Annotated in this window: 20 protein-coding genes and 1 pseudogene; 15 read left to right on the forward strand and 6 right to left on the reverse strand. The window is 71.7% G+C overall.

The window, feature by feature from the left end; translation table 11 throughout:
* Positions 1-46: 46 nt before the first annotated feature.
* The 3 genes from Q1V88_RS19285 to Q1V88_RS19295 are packed head-to-tail and all read right to left on the reverse strand — an operon-like array spanning position 47 to position 2597.
* Positions 47-697 carry a CoA-transferase gene (locus tag Q1V88_RS19285; RefSeq protein ID WP_300683585.1) on the reverse strand — a complete coding sequence of 217 codons (651 nt, stop codon included), beginning with the start codon at positions 695-697 and terminating at the stop codon, positions 47-49.
* Positions 697-1392, reverse strand: a complete 696-nt coding sequence (locus Q1V88_RS19290; RefSeq protein WP_300683587.1) for a 3-oxoacid CoA-transferase subunit A — start codon at positions 1390-1392, stop codon at positions 697-699. The genes Q1V88_RS19285 and Q1V88_RS19290 overlap by 1 nt, the downstream gene beginning before the upstream one ends.
* Positions 1392-2597, reverse strand: coding sequence for a thiolase family protein (locus Q1V88_RS19295; RefSeq protein ID WP_300683589.1), 1206 nt, complete (start codon positions 2595-2597; stop codon positions 1392-1394). Before Q1V88_RS19295 ends, Q1V88_RS19290 begins: the two co-directional genes overlap by 1 nt.
* An 85-nt stretch (positions 2598-2682) precedes the next feature.
* On the opposite strand from Q1V88_RS19295, the gene Q1V88_RS19300 reads away from it, so the two are divergent.
* The 4 genes from Q1V88_RS19300 (at position 2683) to Q1V88_RS19315 (ending at position 5867) form a co-directional block, all read left to right on the forward strand.
* The gene (locus Q1V88_RS19300; RefSeq protein WP_300683592.1) at positions 2683-3573 is read left to right on the forward strand and encodes a LysR substrate-binding domain-containing protein; all 891 of its coding nucleotides are present in this window, start codon (positions 2683-2685) and stop codon (positions 3571-3573) included.
* 111 nt (positions 3574-3684) lie between these two features.
* On the forward strand, positions 3685-4563 hold the full coding sequence (locus Q1V88_RS19305; protein ID WP_300683595.1) for an aldolase/citrate lyase family protein: 879 nt from the start codon (positions 3685-3687) through the stop codon (positions 4561-4563).
* Between the two features lie 119 nt (positions 4564-4682).
* Complete coding sequence (locus Q1V88_RS19310; RefSeq protein ID WP_300683598.1) at positions 4683-5120, forward strand: hypothetical protein; 438 nt, start codon at positions 4683-4685, stop codon at positions 5118-5120.
* 6 nt (positions 5121-5126) lie between these two features.
* Entirely contained in the window at positions 5127-5867 is a 741-nt protein-coding gene (locus tag Q1V88_RS19315) for a nuclease-related domain-containing protein (protein ID WP_300683600.1), read from the forward strand.
* A 119-nt stretch (positions 5868-5986) separates the two neighbouring features.
* Here Q1V88_RS19315 and Q1V88_RS19320 read toward each other — a convergent pair whose 3' ends face one another.
* The 3 genes from Q1V88_RS19320 to Q1V88_RS19330 all read right to left on the reverse strand — a co-directional run bounded on the left by Q1V88_RS19320 (position 5987) and on the right by Q1V88_RS19330 (position 8561).
* A complete protein-coding gene (locus Q1V88_RS19320; protein WP_300683603.1) occupies positions 5987-6763 on the reverse strand; it encodes an endo alpha-1,4 polygalactosaminidase in 777 nt (258 codons plus the stop codon).
* 92 nt (positions 6764-6855) lie between these two features.
* On the reverse strand, positions 6856-7677 hold the full coding sequence (locus Q1V88_RS19325; RefSeq protein ID WP_300683606.1) for an endo alpha-1,4 polygalactosaminidase: 822 nt from the start codon (positions 7675-7677) through the stop codon (positions 6856-6858).
* Positions 7678-7805: 128 nt separating this feature from the next.
* Positions 7806-8561, reverse strand: coding sequence for an IclR family transcriptional regulator (locus Q1V88_RS19330; RefSeq protein WP_300683608.1), 756 nt, complete (start codon positions 8559-8561; stop codon positions 7806-7808).
* A gap of 68 nt (positions 8562-8629) precedes the next feature.
* Between Q1V88_RS19330 and pcaH the strand changes: the two genes are divergently transcribed.
* The 11 genes and pseudogenes from pcaH (at position 8630) to Q1V88_RS19380 (ending at position 19038) form a co-directional block, all read left to right on the forward strand.
* Complete coding sequence (gene pcaH, locus Q1V88_RS19335) at positions 8630-9403, forward strand: protocatechuate 3,4-dioxygenase subunit beta (protein ID WP_300683610.1); 774 nt, start codon at positions 8630-8632, stop codon at positions 9401-9403.
* Position 9404: 1 nt separating this feature from the next.
* Complete coding sequence (gene pcaG / locus Q1V88_RS19340; protein WP_300683612.1) at positions 9405-9962, forward strand: protocatechuate 3,4-dioxygenase subunit alpha; 558 nt, start codon at positions 9405-9407, stop codon at positions 9960-9962.
* On the forward strand, positions 9955-11163 hold the full coding sequence (locus tag Q1V88_RS19345) for a lyase family protein (RefSeq protein ID WP_300683614.1): 1209 nt from the start codon (positions 9955-9957) through the stop codon (positions 11161-11163). The genes pcaG and Q1V88_RS19345 overlap by 8 nt, the downstream gene beginning before the upstream one ends.
* A gap of 137 nt (positions 11164-11300) precedes the next feature.
* A pseudogene (locus tag Q1V88_RS19620) lies at positions 11301-11891 on the forward strand (3-oxoadipate enol-lactonase); the annotation flags it as partial.
* Between the two features lie 81 nt (positions 11892-11972).
* Positions 11973-12380: a 4-carboxymuconolactone decarboxylase gene (pcaC, locus tag Q1V88_RS19625; protein WP_366914111.1), complete on the forward strand. Its 408-nt coding sequence runs from the start codon at positions 11973-11975 to the stop codon at positions 12378-12380.
* A gap of 45 nt (positions 12381-12425) precedes the next feature.
* Positions 12426-12956 carry an RDD family protein gene (locus Q1V88_RS19355; RefSeq protein WP_300683618.1) on the forward strand — a complete coding sequence of 177 codons (531 nt, stop codon included), beginning with the start codon at positions 12426-12428 and terminating at the stop codon, positions 12954-12956.
* 146 nt (positions 12957-13102) lie between these two features.
* Positions 13103-13729 carry a TetR/AcrR family transcriptional regulator gene (locus Q1V88_RS19360; RefSeq protein WP_300683620.1) on the forward strand — a complete coding sequence of 209 codons (627 nt, stop codon included), beginning with the start codon at positions 13103-13105 and terminating at the stop codon, positions 13727-13729.
* Positions 13726-14517 carry a TIGR03084 family metal-binding protein gene (locus Q1V88_RS19365; RefSeq protein WP_300683622.1) on the forward strand — a complete coding sequence of 264 codons (792 nt, stop codon included), beginning with the start codon at positions 13726-13728 and terminating at the stop codon, positions 14515-14517. Before Q1V88_RS19360 ends, Q1V88_RS19365 begins: the two co-directional genes overlap by 4 nt.
* Positions 14514-16301: an acyclic terpene utilization AtuA family protein gene (locus tag Q1V88_RS19370; protein ID WP_300683625.1), complete on the forward strand. Its 1788-nt coding sequence runs from the start codon at positions 14514-14516 to the stop codon at positions 16299-16301. The genes Q1V88_RS19365 and Q1V88_RS19370 overlap by 4 nt, the downstream gene beginning before the upstream one ends.
* Positions 16298-17458 carry an acyl-CoA dehydrogenase family protein gene (locus tag Q1V88_RS19375; protein ID WP_300683627.1) on the forward strand — a complete coding sequence of 387 codons (1161 nt, stop codon included), beginning with the start codon at positions 16298-16300 and terminating at the stop codon, positions 17456-17458. Before Q1V88_RS19370 ends, Q1V88_RS19375 begins: the two co-directional genes overlap by 4 nt.
* Positions 17455-19038, forward strand: coding sequence for a carboxyl transferase domain-containing protein (locus Q1V88_RS19380; RefSeq protein ID WP_300683629.1), 1584 nt, complete (start codon positions 17455-17457; stop codon positions 19036-19038). Before Q1V88_RS19375 ends, Q1V88_RS19380 begins: the two co-directional genes overlap by 4 nt.
* The last annotated feature ends 1 nt before the right edge of the window (position 19039 follow it).

Here is a 19039-nt window from a genome sequence, read left to right on the forward strand (position 1 = left end):
GGGCCAAGGCCTCACCTCAGCCCGCTGGAGTGTCCCAGGCTTCCGATCAGAGCAGCGTGATCGGCAGCCGCTCAGCCAGCTCCGCCACCGAGATGCCGTACGTCTCCCGCACGCGCGCGCCCGCGGGAGACAGATCGAAGACGCCGTAGTCGGTGTAGATCCGGCTGACGCAGCCCACGCCGGTCAGCGGCATCGTGCACGCCTCGACCAGCTTGGCGTCGCCGTTCTTGGTGAACAGCGTCATCATCACGTAGACGTCCTTCGCCCCGATGGCCAGATCCATCGCCCCACCGACGGCGGGGATGTCGCCGGGCTTGCCGGTCGACCAATTGGCCAGGTCGCCGGTGGCCGAGACCTGGAAGGCGCCCAGCACGCAGACGTCGAGGTGACCGCCGCGCATCATCGCGAACGAGTCGGCGTGGTGGAAGTACGAGCAACCCGGCGTCTCGATGACGGGGACCTTGCCGGCGTTGGTGAGGTCGGCGTCGACCTCGTCGCCCTCGGCCTTGCGGCCCATCCCAAGCATGCCGTTCTCGGTGTGCAGGACCACCCCCAGCTCGGCGGGGAGATGGTCGGCGATCTTGGTCGGCTGGCCGATGCCGAGGTTCACGAACGACCCCTCGGGGATGTCGCGGGCGATCACCTCGGCGAGCTCGTCCATCGAGAGCGGACCGCGGTCCAGGTGTTCAACGGTCATCAGCGGGCTCCCTGCACGGTGTAGTGGCGGGCCTCCACGGCGACCACGCGGTCGACGTAGATGCTCGGGGTGACGATCGCCTCGGGGTCGAGCGTGCCGGTCTCGACGATCTCGTTGACCTGGACGAGGGTGGTCGCAGCCGCAGTGGCCATCACGGGGCCGAAGTTCCGCGCGGTCTTGCGGTAGACCAGGTTGCCCATCCGGTCGGACTGGTGGGCGCTGATCAGGGCGTAGTCGCCCTTGATCGGGTACTCCAGGATGTAGTCGCGGCCCTCGATCGTGCGGGTCTCGCGGCCCTCGGCCAGCGGGGTGCCGACGCCGGTCGGGCAGAAGAACGCCCCGATTCCGGCACCCGCGGCACGCATCCGCTCCGCGAGGTTGCCCTGCGGCACGACCTCGAGCTCGATCTTGCCCGCGCGGTAGAGCTCGTCGAAGACGTAGGAGTCGACCTGGCGCGGGAACGAGCACAGGATCTTGCGCACCCGACCGGCCTTGAGCAGCGCGGCGAGACCGACCTCGGCATTGCCGGCGTTGTTGGCGACGATGGTCAGGTCCTTGGCGCCCTGGCGGATCAGGGCGTCGATCAGGTCGAACGGCATGCCCGCGAGACCGAAGCCGCCGACCAGGACGGTGGCACCGTCCTCGATGCCGGCGACGGCCTCATCGGTGGTGTCCAGGATGGAGGTCTTGGCCATCAGGCAACCCCAGCTTCCGTGTTCTCGAGGACGACGGCGAGGGCCTGCCCCACACCGATGCAGATGGCGGCGACGCCGTACCGCTGCTTCTTCTCCCGCAGTACGGCGGCCAGCGTGCCGATCAGGCGGCCACCCGAGGCGCCGAGCGGGTGGCCGATCGCGATCGCGCCGCCCTTGACGTTGACGATCTCGGGGTCGATCCCCCAGACGTCGACGCAGGCCAGCGACTGGACGGCGAACGCCTCGTTGACCTCGACCGCACCGACCTGGTCCCAGGTGATGCCGGCGGCCTTGAGGGCCTTGTTGGCGGCTTCGACCGGAGCGAAGCCGAAGTCCTGCGGTGCGAGCGCGTGTACGCCTCGGCCGGCGATCCGGGCGACCGGGTCGAGCCCGATCGCGGCGGCAGCGCCCTCGGAGCCGAGCAGCACGGCGGAGGCGCCGTCGTTGAGCGGGGAGGCGTTGCCGGCGGTGATCGTGCCGCCTGCGGCCGGGTCGCGGAAGACCGGTTTGAGGCCGGCCAGCGTCTCGGGGGTGGAGCCGGGGCGGATGCCCTCATCGCGGCTCAGGGTCTCGCCCTTGCCGAGGTCGACCGGGGTGACCAAGGCGTCGTAGAAGCCCTCGTCCCAGGCCGCGGCGGCGAGCTGGTGGGACCGGGCGGCGAAGGCGTCCTGGCGCTCACGGGAGATGCCGAAGCGCTCCCGAAGCTGCTCGTTGGCCTCGCCCAGGGAGACGGTCCACTCCGCCGGCATCGCCTTGTTGACCAGGCGCCACCCCAGGGTGGTGGAGACCAGGGTCTCGTTGCCGGCGGAGGGGAACGCCTTGGACGGCTTGGGCAGCACCCACGGTGCGCGGGTCATCGACTCCACCCCGCCGGTCAGGACGATCTCGGCGTCGCCGGTGTCGATCGCCCGGGAGCCGATGATGGCGGCGTCGAGGCTGGAGCCGCAGAGCCGGTTGACCGTGGTGGCCGGGACCGAGACCGGCAGCCCGGCGAGCAGCAGGCCCATCCGGCCGACGTTGCGGTTGTCCTCGCCGGCCTGGTTGGCGCAGCCCCAGACGGTGTCGTCGATCAGGGCCGGGTCGAGGCTGGTGCGCCCGATCAGGTCCTTGATCACGACGGCGGCGAGGTCGTCGGGGCGCTGGCCGGCCAGCGCGCCGTTGAACCGGCCGAAGGGGGTGCGGGTGGAGGCGTACACGTAAGCCATGCCTGCCACGGTAGTCACCGCCGTCCATATGCTGAAGTATCAATATCCTTCCCGATTGAGATGCCTGACGTCCTAGACTGGGCGGATGGACCTGAGGCACCTGCGCTACTTCGTCGCCGTCGCCGAGGAGTGCCACTTCGGCCGCGCCGCCGAGCGGCTGCACATGGCTCAGCCGCCGCTCTCCCAGGCGATCCGACAGCTCGAGGCCGAGGTCGGCGCCACGCTGCTGCACCGCACCACCCGACGGGTGGCGCTCACCGATGCCGGTGCCGACTACCTGGAGCAGGCCCGCGCGATCCTGGCCTCGGTCGACGAGGCGGCCCGCCGGGCGCGCCTGGTGGCGTCGGGAGCGACAGGTCATCTGGCGTTGGGGTGCGTCGGTTCAGCGACGTACTCGGTGCTGCCGCAGCTCTCCCGGCACCTGTCCGCCGAGCTGCCCGGGGTGGAGTTCTCGTTCCGCGGGGAGATGCTGGTCCCCGACCAGATCGCGGCGCTGCGCTCGGGCGAGATCGACGTCGCCCTGCTGCGCCCGCCCGTCGGCGACGCCTCCCTCGCGGCGGCGACGCTGCGCCGCGACCGGCTGGTGGTGGCGCTACCGGCGGACCATCCGCTGGCCGAGCGCGAGCGACTCGCCCCGACCGACCTGGCCGGCGTGGACCTGATCATCCACTCCGCCGAGCGGCGTTCGGTGATGTACGACGTCGTGCTGCGGCTCGCCCACGAGGCGGGCGTCGACCCACGCGTGCGTCACGAGGTCGGCGAGACGTCGACGCTGATCACCCTGGTCGCCGGCGGGCTCGGTGCGGCGATCGTGCCCGAGCCGGTGACGGCCCTGGCCCTGGAGGGGGTGACGTACCGCCCTCTCGCCGAGCCGGCGGCCACGATCGACCTGGCGGTGGCCTACCGCGCCGACCGCGACGAGGCCCATCTGGGCCGAACTGTAGGCATCATCCAAGAACTGATCACCGATCATTGACGAGGTTCCACTTGCCGGAACGCGGCGCTTGACGGGGGTCGCCGCCGGTTTGACAAGTCCGCTCTAGCACGGTGTTAACGTTAAAAGAGGACTTGAAAGAAGAGGGCACGGATGACCATCACGACCAACGAACTCACCGAGAAGCGCGCACACCGCGAGTCGGTTCGAGTCGACGACGCCAACGCCCGTTCGTGGCAGCTGGTGAACGCTCTGTGGGTGGACCAGTTCGACGACGCCCACCTCGGTCGCGCCGACCAGATCATCCTCGACATGGAGGACGCGGTCGATGGTTCGCTGAAGGCGACCGCCCGCGAGAACGTCGTGAACTGGCTGCGCGGCGGCGGCCGGGCATGGGTGCGGATCAACGACTGGACCACGCCCGACTGGAGCGAGGACCTCGCCGCCCTGGCCGGCACCCCCGGCCTGGCCGGCGTCATGCTGGCCAAGGTCGAGGCGGCCGAGCAGGTCACCGACACCTTCCAGCGCCTCGGCGGCAACACCCCGGTGGTCGCCCTGATCGAGTCGGCGCTCGGGATCGAGGATGCGGTCTCGATCGCCCGCGCCCGCGGCACCTTCCGGCTCGCGTTCGGCTCCGGCGACTACCGCAAGGACACCGGCGCCGAGAACGACCCGCTGGCGATGGCCTACCCGCGCACCCGGCTCGTGCTGGCCTCGCGGATCGGCAACCTGCCCGGCCCGATCGACGGCCCGACGGTGACCAAGCAGCACGCCGTGCTCCGTGACGGCTGTGCCGACGCGGTCGCGATGGGCATGACCGGCAAGCTCTGCCTCGACCTCGACGCCCCCGCGGTGATCAACGAGTCGATCGCCCCCACCCCGGCCGACGTCGCCTGGGCCCTGGACTTCCTGACGAAGTTCGAGGAGGACGGTCGCGTGATCCGCGACGGCTCCGACAAGCCGCGTCTGGCGCGGGCCGAGACGATCAAGGCACGTGCCGCGATCTTCCGGATCCAGCCCTCCGCAGTCTGACCCCTTCGATCGGCGTAGCGTGACAGTCACCTGGTGACGGTCACGCTACGCCGATCGTGCATGTTGAGGACGGTGCACCGGAGCCGTCAGACCACCGGTGGCCCTGAGAGACTGGTGCCGTGAAGTTCTCCGACCACGAGCTGACCCTCGCCGCCGACGCCGGGGCGCGGTTCCTCTTCGCCGCCCGCCAGATGCCGTGGCGGCGCGGGAGCGTCGCGGCGCGCTGGAAGGCGATGAAGCCCGCCCAGAAGTACCCGCACCGCTCCGCTGCGGGTGAGTTGGTGCTGCCCGCGTTGGCGGCCCTGCCCGAGCGGGACACCCCTGGCGAGGTGCCGACCTTCACCGCCGATGAGCTGGCCGCTGCGGCCCGGGACGGCGCGCGAGCGGCGTACGAGCAGGGTGGGCGCAGCTGGACCGACCTCGGCGAGAAGAAGCAGGCCCGCCGGGCGGCGGTGACCCTGGTGGTGCTGCGCGCCGCGGTCGCGGGACTGCCGCGCCGGGCCAACCCGCAGGCGCCGCCCGCGGTGCCCGACTTCGTCCCCGACGACCTGATCTGAGCCCGCGTGCCCTCCGAGAACGACGAGATCGCCGCCCTCAAGGCGGCACTCGCCGCGCAGAGCGCCGAGCTGGAGGCGACCCGCGCCGCGCTGGAAGAAGCCCGCAGCGGTACGCCGTCACCGGCACGCCCCGCTGCCCGTCCGGCCCCGCGCTGGCGCGAGAGTGACTCCGGCGCCTGGACCTGTGCCGTCGGCCGCGCCGTGACGCGTGGCGAGGAACGACTCGCGGCCCTGCCCTGGCCCGACGGCTGGCTGTTGGCGTTCGGCTTCGAGATCGCCGACCACACCCGCACCCGCGAGGTCGACGCGCTGGTGATCGCCCCCGGCGGCGTGCTCGTGATCGAGCAGAAGGACACCGCCGCCCGGGGCCGGCTGGAGCTGACCGCCAACGGTCCCGCCCTGGTCGACGGGGTCGAGGTGCCGCGGCTGAGCGGCGCGCTGCGGCAGGCGCGGCTACCGGCGCAGATGCTCAGCACGGCACTGCGCGAGCACGGCGTCCGCGGCGGCTACGTCTCCGCGATGCTCTCGATCCACGGGCGGGTGACGCTGCGTGCCGAGCAGATCGGCGGGGTGCACGTCGTACCGACGGCGCAGCTCGTCCGTGCGGCCGCCTCCCTGCTGAAGGTCCGCGACCCCGAGGAGACGCTCACCGCCGGGACAGTGCTGGGCGTGCTGAACGCGGTCGGCCTCCCGCTGACCGGGCTCCCGCCGCTGACCGAGATCGGGTTCCCCGAGACCACCTGGTGACTTCCGGGTTCACCACCGCCGAGATCCGGGTTCACCACCACCGACTTCCGGGTTCAGCACCACCGAGATCCGGGTTCACCACCACCGACTTCCGGGTTCAGCACCACCGACTTGCGGGTTCAGCACCACTCCCGCGGCCCGTGGGGCGCGAGCTCCAGATCGGCGTACACCACCGACGCACGCGTGCTGATCTGACGGCACGCCTTCCGGAAGTCGACCCGCCGATATTCGATATCGATCACCCGGGAGCCGAAGTGCGCAAGATACGGACCGCATTCGTTCCATTGGGCGCATGATTCAGCGATGGCGACGTCGAAGCCGAGCTTGCGGCCGTCGAAGTCGGCGCGGTTCTTCTGCCCGGCCGCGAGGCCCGAGCGGTGCGCGATCCCGACCAGGGTACGGGCGAACGCGTTCGCGTGCCGGGCCTTGATCAGGCCACGGGAGCGGCTGAACGAGTTGAAGTTGTCGAACTCGACCGCTTGATACCCCGCCTTCGCGCACCCGCGGATCCACCCGCCGACGATCCGGGCGAGCCGCGTGCGCTTGGACGCCCGGGAGATGTCGAGCAGCCACTCGTCGGGCCATTCCTTGTCGATCACGGGCTTGCCGCCGCGCCGCAGGATCAGGCTGGGCCGCGCGCGCCAGTACACCTTCGCGCCGGGCTGGGTCTGGAACGCGTTGACGTAACAGATGTTGTAGAGCCCCGCCGCCGGAGCCTCCGTCGAGTCGCGTACGACGATGCCGACGTTCGCAGCCGGGGCGTACCCGCCACCGAGCTGGTAGTCCACGTCGACCCCGACGGGCAGCGGTGTGATCGCCGGCTCGGCCGCATGCGAGGCGGGCAGGCCGACCGCACTTCCGCACACCACCATCGCCGCCATCGCCAGCCCAGTCATCCGCCGCCACGTTCGCCCCACGCCAGCATCGTGCCGACGCCGGGCGGTGCCCTGGCGGCCGGGCGGGTCCCGGGTCCGCGCGGCGGCTCAGCTCAGCACCACTCCCGGGGCCCGTGGGGCGTGAGCTCAAGATCGGCGTACACCACCGACGCACGCGAGCCGATCTGACGGCACGCGGTGGCGAAGTCGGACCGCCGGTACTCCACATCGATCACGTGATCCCCGAAGTGCGCCAGGTAGGAACCGCACTCGTCCCACTCCGCGCACGATTCGGCGATCGCGAAGTCGAAGCCCACCGTCCGCCCGTCGAAGTCGGCCCGGTTCTTCTGCCCTGCGGCCAGGCCGGCGTCGTGGGCGAGGGAGACGATCGCCCTCGCGAAGGCATCAGCGTCGTCGGTGCTGATCGCACCGTGCGAGCGGCTGAACGAGTCGAGGTTGTCGAACTCGACGGCCTGATACCCGGCCTTCGCGCAGCCGGCGATCCATCCCCCGACGATCCGCACCAGCCGTTGGCGCTTCGCCGCCGTCGAGATGTCGAGGAGCCACTCGTCGGGCCAGTCCGGGTTGGCGACGGGCTTCCCGTCCTGCCGCAGCACCAGGTCCTGCCGAGCGTTCCAGAACGCCGCGGTCCCGGGCTGGGTCTGAAACGCGTTGAGGTAACACACGTTGTAGAGCCCCGTCGCGGGCTTGTCCGTCGAATCCCGTACGACGATCCGAACGCCCGACTCCGGGGCGTATCCGCCACCGAGCTGGTAGTCGGCACGCGCTCCTGCGGGCGGCAACGAGATGGGTGCGGCGCTGCTTGAGGACGCCGGGGGTGCACCCGAGCCGCTGTCGTCGCTACCGCACGCGCTCACCGTCAACCCCGCCGCCAGGACGGCCACCGCCGCCGCGCCCCTCTTCCATCGCCGCACGTGCCCATGGTGCCAAGGCGCCGAAGCCACCGCGCTCCTGCGAGTGGTGAACCCGGATCTCGGCCGTGGTGAACCCGGATCTCGGCCGTGGTGAACCCGGATCTCGCGCGTGGTGAACCCGGATTTCGCTAGAGCTGGCGACCGATTCCCCGAGCCGCCACCTGGAGGGCCGTCACCATCCGCCCCCGGTCGCGTTGCAACGTCGGGACGACGACGCCGATCGCGGCGACGACCTCGCCGTGGCGGCGTACGGGGACGGCGATCGAGGCTCCGCCGAGACTCATCTCCTGGTTGGTGGTGGCGACGTCGTCGCGGCGGACCCGGGCGAGCTCGGCGCGCAGGACCGCAGGGTCGGTGATGGTGTGGGCCGTGACCGGCTCCAGCCGGCCCAGCACCCGGTCGACGACGGCGGCCGGAGCGTGGGCGAGCAGGACCTTGCCGACCCCGGTGGAGTACAGCGGCAGCGAGGAGCCGACGGTGGAGACGATCTCGACCGAGGCCCGACCACGCAGCCGCTCGACGTAGAGCACCTCGTCACCGTCGCGGACGGCCAGATGGACGGTGGCGAGCGTGGCCGCGTAGAGGTCGTGCAGGAACGGCGAGGCCGCCTCCCGCAGCGGCGTCTGCACCGGGGCGAGCAGGCCGATGTCCCAGATCCGGCGTCCGATCACGTAGTCCCGGCCGCCCGAGGCCCCCGGGTCGGGCGCGAGCGCGCCCAGCGAGACCAGCTCGGCGACCATCCGGTGCGCCGTCGACAGCGGCAGCCCTGCGCGGCGGGCGATCGAGGTCAGCGAGAGCGAGCGGTGGTGCTCGTCGAAGGCGCCCAGCACGGCCAGCACCCGCCCCGTCACCGTCGCCCCTGGCGTCCCCGTGTTCCCCGACACGACCGCAATTCTTCCACCCGGTGGAAGCCTGATGGAACACCCCACCCCAGCCGAGGAGAGTCACCACCATGACCCTCGACTCCCAGGCGACGGTGAGCACGGAGATCGCCGCCATCGAAGCCGACGCTGAGGCGGCCGGCTTCGACACCGTCCCCCAGCCGCTGCTGGACTACCCGCCGTACCGCTCCAGCGTCCTGCGCCACCCCACCAAGGACCTGCGCCACGCCGACCCCGAGACGATCGAGCTGTGGGCCCCCGCCTTCGGCCACCGCGACGTCGACCCGCTGGAGGCCGACCTCACCATCGGTCACGCGGGTGAGCCGATCGGCGAGCGGATCATCGTCACCGGCAAGATCACCGACGGCGAGGGCCGCCCGGTGCGCAACCAGCTCGTCGAGATCTGGCAGGCCAACGCCGGTGGACGCTACGTGCACAAGCGCGACCAGCACCCCGCACCGCTCGACCCGAACTTCACCGGTGCCGGCCGCTGCCTGACCGACGACGAGGGCAACTACCGGTTCCAGACGATCAAGCCGGGGCCGTACCCGTGGCGCAACCACCACAACGCGTGGCGCCCCGCGCACATCCACTTCTCCCTCTTCGGGCACGCGTTCACCCAGCGCCTGGTCACCCAGATGTACTTCCCGGGCGACCCGCTGTTCGCCCTCGACCCGATCTATCAGTCGATCACCGACCCGGCCGCCCGGGACCGGCTGGTGGCGGCGTACGACCACGACATCACCACCCACGAATGGGCCACCGGCTACCGCTGGGACATCGTGTTGACTGGGGCGAGCCGGACCTGGATCGAGTCCACCGACGCCGCCGGAGAGGACCACTGAGATGAGCGAGACCACCACCGGGCTGCTGCCCACGCCCGGCCAGACGGTCGGCCCGTTCTTCCACTACGGCCTGCCGTACGAGGGCGACCGTGACCTCGTCCTGCCCGGGAGCGCGGGTGCCATCCGCCTCTCCGGCACCGTGTACGACGGCCATGGCGCGCCCATCCCCGACGCCCTGATCGAGATCTGGCAGGCCCGGCCCGACGGCACGATCAGCCAGGCACACGGCTCGATCCGCCGCGACGGCTGGACCTTCACCGGCTTCGGCCGCGCCTCGACGGGCCGCGACGGGAGCTACAGCTTCTCCACCCTGACCCCGGGCCCGACCGAGGAGGGCAAGCCGGCGTTCTGGGCGGTCACGCTCTTCGCCCGCGGCCTGCTCAACCGGCTCTTCACCCGGGCCTACCTGCCCGGCCCGGCCACCGACGCCGACCCGTTCCTGGCCTCGCTCACCGCAGCGGAGCGGGCGAGCCTGATCGCCACCCCCGACGCTCAGGGGTTCGTCTTCGACCTCCACCTGCAGGGCGAGGCAGAGACGGTCTTCCTGCAGCATGGCTGACCTGTTCTGGCCCGGTGAGGAGCGCGCCGGCGCGCTCCTGTCCGACGCAGCCCTGCTCGACGCGATGATCGCGGTCGAGCAGGGCTGGCTCGTCTCCCTGGCCGCCCACGGCCTGACCCCGCCGAGCGACCTCACCGGCCTGGTCGGCAGTGCCGACCTCGAGGCCCTGGCCGTCGAGGCCGAGGGGATCGGCAACCCGGTGATGGCCCTGGTCTCCCTGCTGCGCGAGCGCAGCGGCAACGCCTGGGTGCACCGCGGCCTGACCAGCCAGGACGTCGTCGACACGGCCCTGATCCTGTGCCTGCGTGACGCCGTCACCCAGGTCCGCGTCGAGCTCGACGCCCAGGTCACCGCGCTGGCCGCCCTGGCCGAGGCCCACCGCGACACCGTGATGGCGGGGCGCACCCTGGCCCAGCACGCGGTGCCGATCACCTTCGGCACCAAGGCGGCGGTCTGGCTGAGTTGCCTGCTCGACGCCCGCGACGTCCTCGACGCCCTGACCTGGCCCGCCCAGCTCGGCGGCGCGGCCGGCACCCTGGCTGCGGCCCGCGCCCTGGTGCCCGACGACGCCGCCGCCTGGGACCTGGTCGTCGCCACCGCCGACGCCCTGCACCTGAGCGCACGGACGCCGTGGCACACCACCCGGCGTCCGATCACCGCGATCGGTGACGCCCTGGTCGTCTGCACCGACGCGTGGGGTCGGATCGCGGCCGACGTGGTGACCCTGAGCCGGACCGAGATCGCCGAGCTGGCCGAGCCCGCCGGGGAGGGCCGCGGCGGCTCCTCGACGATGCCGCACAAGCGCAACCCGGTGCTGTCGGTCCTGATCCGTCGGGCCGCGATCACCGCCCCGGCTCTGGGCTCGACCCTGCACCTGGCCGCCGCGCTGGCCGACGACGAGCGCCCCGACGGCGGCTGGCACGCCGAGTGGGCGACCCTGCGCGACCTCGGGCGCCGGACCGCGACCGCAGCCAGCCAGGCCACCGAGCTGCTCGGCGGCCTGGAGGTGAACGCCGACCGGATGGCCGCCACCGTCGCCGCCCACGACGCCGACCTGCACGCCGAGCAGGCCTCGATCACCCGGTTCGCCGGCACCGAGGCCTCCGCCGGACCGGCCGCCGACCCGGGCTACCGGGGCCTGGCCGACGACCTGATCTCACGCGTCCTGCGACGCGCCGCCACCCAGAAAGAGTCACAGTGACAGTCCCGCACCTCTCCGGCGTCGAGCTCGCCGGCTCCGCCGACCTCCCGCTGCTTGTCGTCGGCCCCTCGCTGGGCACCGGCGTCGCGACCCTGTGGGGCCCCGTGGCCGAGCGCCTCGGTAACGTCTTCCACGTCGTGGGCTGGAACCTGCCAGGCCATGCCGGTGCTGCGGTGGGCGATCCGTTCACGATGGCCGACCTGGCCGCCGGCGTACGCCGTTTCGTGGCGGGTGTGCGCGAGGCGCGGGCCACGCAGCGGCCCGCCGCTGCGGCGGAGCGTTACGTCGTCGCGGGTGACTCGGTGGGCGGCGCAGTAGCGCTCCAGCTCCTGCTCGACGCCCCCGACGAGACCGCTGCCGGTGCCCTGGTCTGCACCGGCGCGAAGATCGGCGAGGCCGAGGGCTGGGTCGAGCGGGCCGCCGGGGTCCGGGCCTCGGGGACGCCGTCGATGGTGGCCGGATCGGCCCAGCGCTGGTTCGCCCCGGGCTTCCTGGAGCGCGAGCCGGTGCTCGGCACCGCGCTGCTGACCGACCTCCAGCACGCCGACGCCGAGGGGTACGCCCAGGTCTGCGAGGCGCTGGCGGCCTTCGACGTCCGCGCGCGCCTGGCCGAGGTCACCCAGCCGGTGGTCGCGGTGAGCGGCTCGGACGACGTGCCGACCCCGGTCGCCAGCGGGGCGCAGATCGCCGACGGCGTGCGTGATGGCCGTCTGGAGGTCCTCGACGACGTCGCACACCTGGCTCCGGCCGAGGCGCCGGGTCGGGTGGCCGGCGTACTGCGCAGGATCGCCGAGCAGATCGCCGCCTCGATCGCCGGGACCGCCGAGACCACCGCCGCGACGTACGCCGCCGGAATGACGGTGCGTCGGGCGGTCCTCGGCGACGCCCACGTCGACCGGGCGACGGCGAACATCACGGAGTTCACCGCCGAGTTCCAGGAGATGATCACCCGCTACGCGTGGGGGACGATCTGGACCCGGCCGGGGCTGAGTCGGCGTGAGCGCTCGATCGCGGTGCTGACCGCACTGATCGCGCGCGGCCACCACGACGAGCTGGCGATGCACGTCCGGGCGGCGATCACCAACGGCCTGACCCCCGACGACATCAAGGAGGTCGTGCTGCAGTCGGCGATCTACTGCGGGGTCCCGGACGCCAACACCGCGTTCCGGATCGCGCAGGAGACGCTTCGCGACCTAGGTTTCCTGAACGTTTCCTGAATGTCGCCTGCGCGAGTGGGGTGTCGATAGGGCAGGGTTGCGGCCATGAGCTACCAGTCTCCGGGTGTCCAGCCCATGTATGTGCCGACCTACAACTACGCCAGCTGGATCCAGCGTGTCGGCGCCTACATCGTCGACCAGCTGGTCGGGCTCGCCTCGTTCATCCCGGCCGGGATCGGGATCGTGCTCCTCATCGCCGGCTCGGACATCACCTCGCACACCGACTACGACGGCACCGAGGTGATCGACCACTGGTCGCTCAACGCCCTCGCCGTGGTCGGCATCGTGGTGATCGTGCTGGGCTCGATCTTCGCGATCGTCTTCGCGTTCTGGAACATCGTCTTCCGCCAGGGCCGCACCGGCGCCAGCATCGGCAAGAGCGCGATGGGCCTGGTGCTGCTCAACGAGAGCACCGGACGTCCGGTCGGCGCGGGCATGTCGTTCGTCCGCCAGCTCGCGCACATCATCGACGGGATGATCTGCTACCTCGGCTACCTGTGGCCGCTGTGGGACACCAAGCGCCAGACCATCGCCGACAAGTGCGTGAGCAGCGTGGTCGTCCGCACGAAGGGCTGACAGTCCCCCGACAGTCCCCCGCGACAGTCGTCTGACACCGCCGGCACCCGATCCTCCTGAGCGGAGGGGTCGGGTGCCGGCTCTCATTTCCGACGAAACTTACAAACAGGCTTGACTGTTTGTTGAGTCCGACGGAGACTCCTGGTGTGAGTCAGGCCACTGCACGGGTGCCCCAGGAGGAGCGGACGCGGTTGATGCGCGCCCGGCTCCTGGAGGCCACCATCGATCTCCTCGCCGAGCGCGGCTTCGCCGGCACCACCTCCACCCTGGTCTCCGAGCGCGCCGGGGTCTCCCGCGGTGCGCAGCTGCACCACTTCCCCACCAAGAACGACCTCGTCGTCGCCGCCGTCGAGCACGTGATGGCCGCCCGGGTCGGCGAGCTGCGCGTCGACACCGACTCCCTCCCGGCCGGATCGGCACGCACCCGTGCCGTCCTCCAGGTCTTCGCCGACCACTTCACCTCCCCGCTCTTCATGGCCGCCCTCGAGCTCTGGGTCGGCGCCCGGACCGACCCCGACCTGCTCGCCCAGGTCGGCCCCCTGGAGCAGCAGGTCGGCCGTGACGCGCACCGGGCCGCCGTACGACTGCTCGCGGTGGACGAGTCGATCCCCGGCAACCGTGAGCTGGTCCAGGCGACCCTCGACCTCGTCCGCGGCCTCGGTCTGGCCTCCACCATCAGCGACGACACCCCCCGGCGTGACCGGATCCTCGACCACTGGGCCGAGGTGCTCGACCGCGAGCTGCTTCGCACCACCCCGAAGGAGAACCGATGACCGTGCTCGAGGCCCTGCTCGCCGACCTGGCCGAGGTGGGCGACCACCTCCGGGCCGCGGTCGCCGACCTCACCGAGGAGCAGTGGCGTACGCCGACCCCGGCCGAGGGCTGGGACATCGCCACCCAGATCGCGCACCTGGCCTGGACCGACGAGGCCGCCGTTCTCGCGGCCCGCGCCGCCGCCGGTGACCAGGCCGGATGGGACGAGCTCGTGCTCGCCGCGATCGCCGACCCCGAGGGCGTGATCGACGCCGCGGCCCTGAGCGGCGGCGCCGTCGCCCCCGCCGACCTGCTGCAGCGCTGGGACGCCAGCCGCGCCGCCCTGGCCACCGCCCTGCGCGGGACCGACGCCAAGCTGCCCTGGTTCGGGCCGCCGATGTCGCCCGCCTCGATGGCCACCGCCCGGCTGATGGAGACCTGGGCCCACGGCCTCGACGTGTACGACGCCCTCGGCATCGCCCCACCCCGCACCGACGCCGTCCGCCACGTAGCCCACCTGGGTGTCCGCACCCGCGGCTACTCCTTCGCCGCCCACGAGCTCGACGCCCCGACCGAGGAGATCCAGGTGACCCTGGTGCTGCCCACCGAGGAGGTCGTCACGTTCGGCCCCGACGACGCCCCCCAGACCGTCACCGGATCGGCCTGGTACTTCGCCCAGCTGGTGACCCAGCGGATCCACCGCGACGACACCGACCTGGTCGCCCACGGCGCCGACGCCGAGCAGTGGCTGCAGATCGCCCAGGCCTTCGCCGGCCCGGCGGGCGGCGGACGAGAGGCGAGCCGATGAGCACCACCGCACCCCTGAAGATCGCCAACGTCTCCGGCTTCTACGGCGACCGGCTCTCGGCGATGCGCGAGCAGCTCGACGGCGGGCCCGTCGATGTCATCACGGGTGACTGGCTGGCCGAGCTGACCATGCTGATCCTGGGCAAGGACACCCTCAAGGACCCGAGCCTGGGCTACGCCAAGACCTTCCTCACCCAGCTGCGCGAGTGCCTCACCCTGGCGATGGAGAAGGGCGTCAAGATCGTCTCCAACGCCGGTGGCCTCAACCCCGCCGGCCTCGCCGCCGCGATCACCGCCCTGGCTCAGGAGAGCGGCGTGGAGTGCCGGGTCGCCTACGTCGACGGCGACGACCTGCGCGAGTCCGGGCTCTTCCCCGGCGCGCTGACCGCCAACGCCTACCTCGGTGCCTTCGGTGTCGCCGAGGCACTGCGGGCCGGAGCCGACGTGGTCGTCACCGGCCGCGTCACCGACGCCTCGATCGTGATGGGGCCGGCGATCTGGCACCACGGCTGGACCCGCGACCACCTCGACGAGCTGGCCGGGGCGGTGATCGCCGGTCACGTGATCGAGTGCGGCACCCAGGCCTGCGGCGGCAACTTCGCCGGACTCTTCGACGCGATCCGCGCCGACCGCCTGACCGACCCGGAGAAGCCGTTCGGCTTCCCGATCGCCGAGATCGCCGCCGACGGCTCGTGCGTGATCACCAAGCACCCCGGCACCGGCGGACTGGTCACCGAGGACACCGTCTCGGCCCAGCTCTTCTACGAGATCCAGGGCGCGACCTACCTCAACCCCGATGTCAGCACCGACCTGACCTCGCTGCGGGTCGCCGAGGTCGGCCACGACCGGGTCGAGATCAGCGGGGTGCGCGGCGACCTGCCGCCGCGTGACCTCAAGGTCGCCGTCAACGAGATCGGCGGCTGGCGCAACAGCGTCGAGTTCGTCCTCACCGGCCTCGACATCGAGCCGAAGGCCGAGCTGCTCCGGGCCCAGGTCGAGGCGGTCCTGCCCGCCGGGCTGCGACACTCCTGGTCCCCGTTCCGCGTCCCCGCCCCGGACTCGGCGACCGAGGAGGGCGCCGCCGTCCTGCTCCGCCTGACCGCGTGGTCGAGCGACGCCGACGAGGTCGGCAAGGCGTTCACCGGGCCGGCGATCGAGCTGGTGCTGGCGAGCTTCGCCGGATTCCACGTGACCGCGCCGCCGGGACGGCCCAGCGCCTATGGCGTCTACCGGCCGGCGTACGTCGACAGGGAGCACGCCACCGAGACGGTGCACCTGCCCGATGGCACGGTGGTGAGCATCGACCATCCGACGGCCTTCAGCACCGCGTCGGCGACCACCACCCCGGACCTCGCGCCGCCGGCCGAGCCGTTCTCGCTGCTCGCCGAGGACACCGACGACACCGCCGGCGCCCCGGACGCAGCGCCGTCGGCGCGACGGATGGAGCTCGGCCGCGCCGTCTACGCCCGTTCGGGGGACAAGGGCGGCAACGCCAACATCGGGCTGTGGATCCCCGCCGGGCGCCCCGAGGCCGGGGTGGCGTGGCTGCTCGCCACCGTCACCCCCGCCTGGGTACGCCGTCTCCTGCCCGAGACCGCCGGGCTGGAGATCGACGTGGTGCCGCTGCCGAACCTGCGCGGCGTCAACGTGGTGATCCACGACATCCTCGGCGCCGGGGTCGCCGAGGGGGTCCGCTTCGACCCGCAGGCCAAGGCCCTGGGCGAGTGGATCCGTAGCCGCACCGTGGAGATCCCGGACGCCGTCCTGGGCGAGAAGCGCCGATGAGCGGCTACGACGCCGAGCGCGGCGCGCAGATCCGCGAGCTCGGCGCGGAGTTCGCCCGCCGCGAGATCGCCGACCACCTCCAGGACTGGGAGGACGCCGGGGAGATCCCGCGCTCGCTGCACGCGGCCGCGGCCCGCCAGGGTCTGATGGGGCTGAGCTTCCCCGAGTCCGCCGGGGGCGAGGGCGGCACCCTGATGGACTCCGTCGACCTCACCGAGGGGATGGTCTCCACCGGTGCCAGCAGCGGCCTGCTGGCCGGGCTCTTCACCCACGGGATCGCCCTGCCCCACCTGGCCCGGCACGGCAGCGCCGACCTGATCGACCGCTACGCCAAGCCGACCCTGGCCGGGGAGATGATCGGCAGCCTGGGTGTCACCGAGCCCGACGGCGGCTCCGACGTGGCCCACCTGCGCACCACCGCGGTGCGCGACGGCGACTCGTTCGTGATCAACGGCTCCAAGACGTTCATCACCTCCGGGGTCCGCGCCGACTTCGTCACGCTGGCGGTGCGCACCGGCGGCCCCGGTGCCGGCGGGATCTCCCTGATCGTGGTCGACAAGCAGACGCCCGGCTTCACCGTCACCCGCACGCTGCGCAAGATGGGCTGGCACTGCTCCGACACCGCCGAGCTGAGCTTCGTCGACGTCCGGGTGCCGGCCTCGCAGCTGATCGGGGAGGAGAACGCCGCGTTCTTCTACATCGCCGAGGGGTTCGTCTCCGAGCGGATCGCGATCGCGGTGCAGGCCTACGCGATCGCGGCCCGGTCGCTGGCGCTGACCCTGGAGCACTGCCGACTGCGGGAGACCTTCGGGGCTCCGCTGATCAGCCGCCAGGTGGTGCGCCACAAGCTGGTCGAGATGCACCGCCAGGTCGAGGTCGCGCGGGCCTACACCCGCTCGGTCGCCCAGGCCTACGTCGACGCGGACTCGACCGCGACCCCGGAGCACATCGCCGCCGCGGCACTGGCCAAGCAGACGGCCGTCGAGGCGAGCCAGTGGGTCTGCAACGAGGCGGTGCAGCTGCACGGCGGCACCGGCTACATGCACGGAACCGAAGTCGAACGGCACTACCGCGACACCCGCATCTTGCCCATCGGAGGAGGAGCCACCGAAGTGATGACCGACCTGGCAGCCAAGCTCTTGGGGTACACCGCATGAGCGCCCCCACGACCACCAACCGCGACGCGATGCTGGCCAAGCTGGCCGACCTCGACGCCGAGCACGCCAAGGCGGTCAACGCCGGTGCGAAGTACGTCGATCGCCACCACGCCCGGGGCAAGCTGACCGCCCGGGAGCGGATCGAGCTGCTGCTTGACGACGGCAGCCCGTTCCTGGAGCTGATGACGCTGGCGGGCTGGGGCACCGAGTTCACCGTCGGCGGCTCGACGGTCACCGGCATCGGCGTCGTCTCCGGCGTGGAGTGCATGATCGTGGCGCACGAGCCGACCGTGAAGGGCGGCACGATCAACCCGATCTCGATGAAGAAGACCGGCCGCGCGATGCAGATCGCCGAGGAGAACCTGCTCCCCACGGTCACCCTGGTCGAGTCCGGCGGCGCCGACCTGCCGCACCAGAAGGACATCTTCCTGCCGGCCGGGCGCGGCTTCCGCGACATCACCCGGGCCAGTGCCCGCAAGCAGCCCACCGTCGCCCTGGTCTTCGGCAACTCGACCGCCGGGGGCGCCTACATCCCCGGGATGAGCGACCACATCGTGATGGTCGACGGCGGCGCGAAGGTCTTCCTCGGCGGTCCGCCGCTGGTGAAGATGGCCACCGGTGAGGAGAGCGACGACGAGGAGCTGGGCGGTGCCTCGATGCACGCCACCACCTCCGGGCTGGCCGACTACCTGGCCGCCGACGAGCACGACGCGATCCGGATCGGCCGCCGGATCGTGGCCCGGCTCAACCTCACCAAGAAGGGTCGACGGTTCACCGGGGAGTACGCCGAGCCGCTGCACGACCCCGAGGGTCTGCTCGACCTGATCCCGACCGACCTCAAGGAGCCGTTCGACCCGCGTGAGGTGATCCTGCGCCTGGTCGACGGTCCGAGCGAGACCAACGCCGTCGCGTTCGACGAGTTCAAGCCGCTCTACGGCCCCTCCCTGGTCACCGGCTGGGCGCGGATCCACGGTCGCCCGATCGGGATCCTGGCCAACGCACAGGGGATCCTCTTCTCCAAGGAGGCGCAGAAGGCGACGCAGTTCATCCAGCTCGCCAACGCCACCGACACGCCCCTGCTCTTCCTGCACAACACCACCGGCTACATGGTCGGGCGTGAGTACGAGCAGGGCGGGATCATCAAGCACGGCGCGATGATGGTCAACGCCGTCTCGAACTCGAGCGTGCCGTCCATCTCGATCCTGATCGGGGCGTCGTACGGCGCCGGCAACTACGGCATGAACGGCCGCGCGTACGACCCGCGCTTCCTCTTCACCTGGCCCAACGCCAAGTGTGCGGTGATGGGCCCCCAGCAGCTGGCCGGCGTGATGGAGATCGTCTCCCGCGGTGCCGCCGCGGCCAAGGGCGTCCCCTACGACGAGGAAGCCGGTGCTGCCACCAAGGCGTTCGTCGAGGAGATGATCGAGGCCCAGTCGCTGCCCTACTTCCTGTCCGGGATGGTCTACGACGACGGGATCATCGACCCGCGCGACACCCGCAACATCCTCGGCCTGTGCCTGTCCGTCATCGAGAACCAGCCGATCGAGGGCAACCTCAACTTCGGCGTCTTCCGGATGTGAG

Source organism: Nocardioides sp. (assembly GCF_030150155.1).
Lineage (GTDB): Bacteria > Actinomycetota > Actinomycetes > Propionibacteriales > Nocardioidaceae > Nocardioides.

What these genes read in the sequence shown, in the direction of transcription:
- Q1V88_RS19285 (WP_300683585.1), bottom strand. Translation starts at nt 697, where the DNA reads ATGACCGTTGAACACCTGGACCGCGGTCCGCTCTCGATGGACGAGCTC.
- Q1V88_RS19290 (WP_300683587.1), bottom strand. Translation starts at nt 1,392, where the DNA reads ATGGCCAAGACCTCCATCCTGGACACCACCGATGAGGCCGTCGCCGGC.
- Q1V88_RS19295 (WP_300683589.1), bottom strand. Translation starts at nt 2,597, where the DNA reads ATGGCTTACGTGTACGCCTCCACCCGCACCCCCTTCGGCCGGTTCAAC.
- Q1V88_RS19300 (WP_300683592.1), top strand. Translation starts at nt 2,683, where the DNA reads ATGGACCTGAGGCACCTGCGCTACTTCGTCGCCGTCGCCGAGGAGTGC.
- Q1V88_RS19305 (WP_300683595.1), top strand. Translation starts at nt 3,685, where the DNA reads ATGACCATCACGACCAACGAACTCACCGAGAAGCGCGCACACCGCGAG.
- Q1V88_RS19320 (WP_300683603.1), bottom strand. Translation starts at nt 6,763, where the DNA reads ATGACTGGGCTGGCGATGGCGGCGATGGTGGTGTGCGGAAGTGCGGTC.
- pcaH (WP_300683610.1), top strand. Translation starts at nt 8,630, where the DNA reads ATGACCCTCGACTCCCAGGCGACGGTGAGCACGGAGATCGCCGCCATC.
- pcaG (WP_300683612.1), top strand. Translation starts at nt 9,405, where the DNA reads ATGAGCGAGACCACCACCGGGCTGCTGCCCACGCCCGGCCAGACGGTC.
- Q1V88_RS19345 (WP_300683614.1), top strand. Translation starts at nt 9,955, where the DNA reads ATGGCTGACCTGTTCTGGCCCGGTGAGGAGCGCGCCGGCGCGCTCCTG.
- Q1V88_RS19355 (WP_300683618.1), top strand. Translation starts at nt 12,426, where the DNA reads ATGAGCTACCAGTCTCCGGGTGTCCAGCCCATGTATGTGCCGACCTAC.
- Q1V88_RS19365 (WP_300683622.1), top strand. Translation starts at nt 13,726, where the DNA reads ATGACCGTGCTCGAGGCCCTGCTCGCCGACCTGGCCGAGGTGGGCGAC.
- Q1V88_RS19370 (WP_300683625.1), top strand. Translation starts at nt 14,514, where the DNA reads ATGAGCACCACCGCACCCCTGAAGATCGCCAACGTCTCCGGCTTCTAC.
- Q1V88_RS19375 (WP_300683627.1), top strand. Translation starts at nt 16,298, where the DNA reads ATGAGCGGCTACGACGCCGAGCGCGGCGCGCAGATCCGCGAGCTCGGC.
- Q1V88_RS19380 (WP_300683629.1), top strand. Translation starts at nt 17,455, where the DNA reads ATGAGCGCCCCCACGACCACCAACCGCGACGCGATGCTGGCCAAGCTG.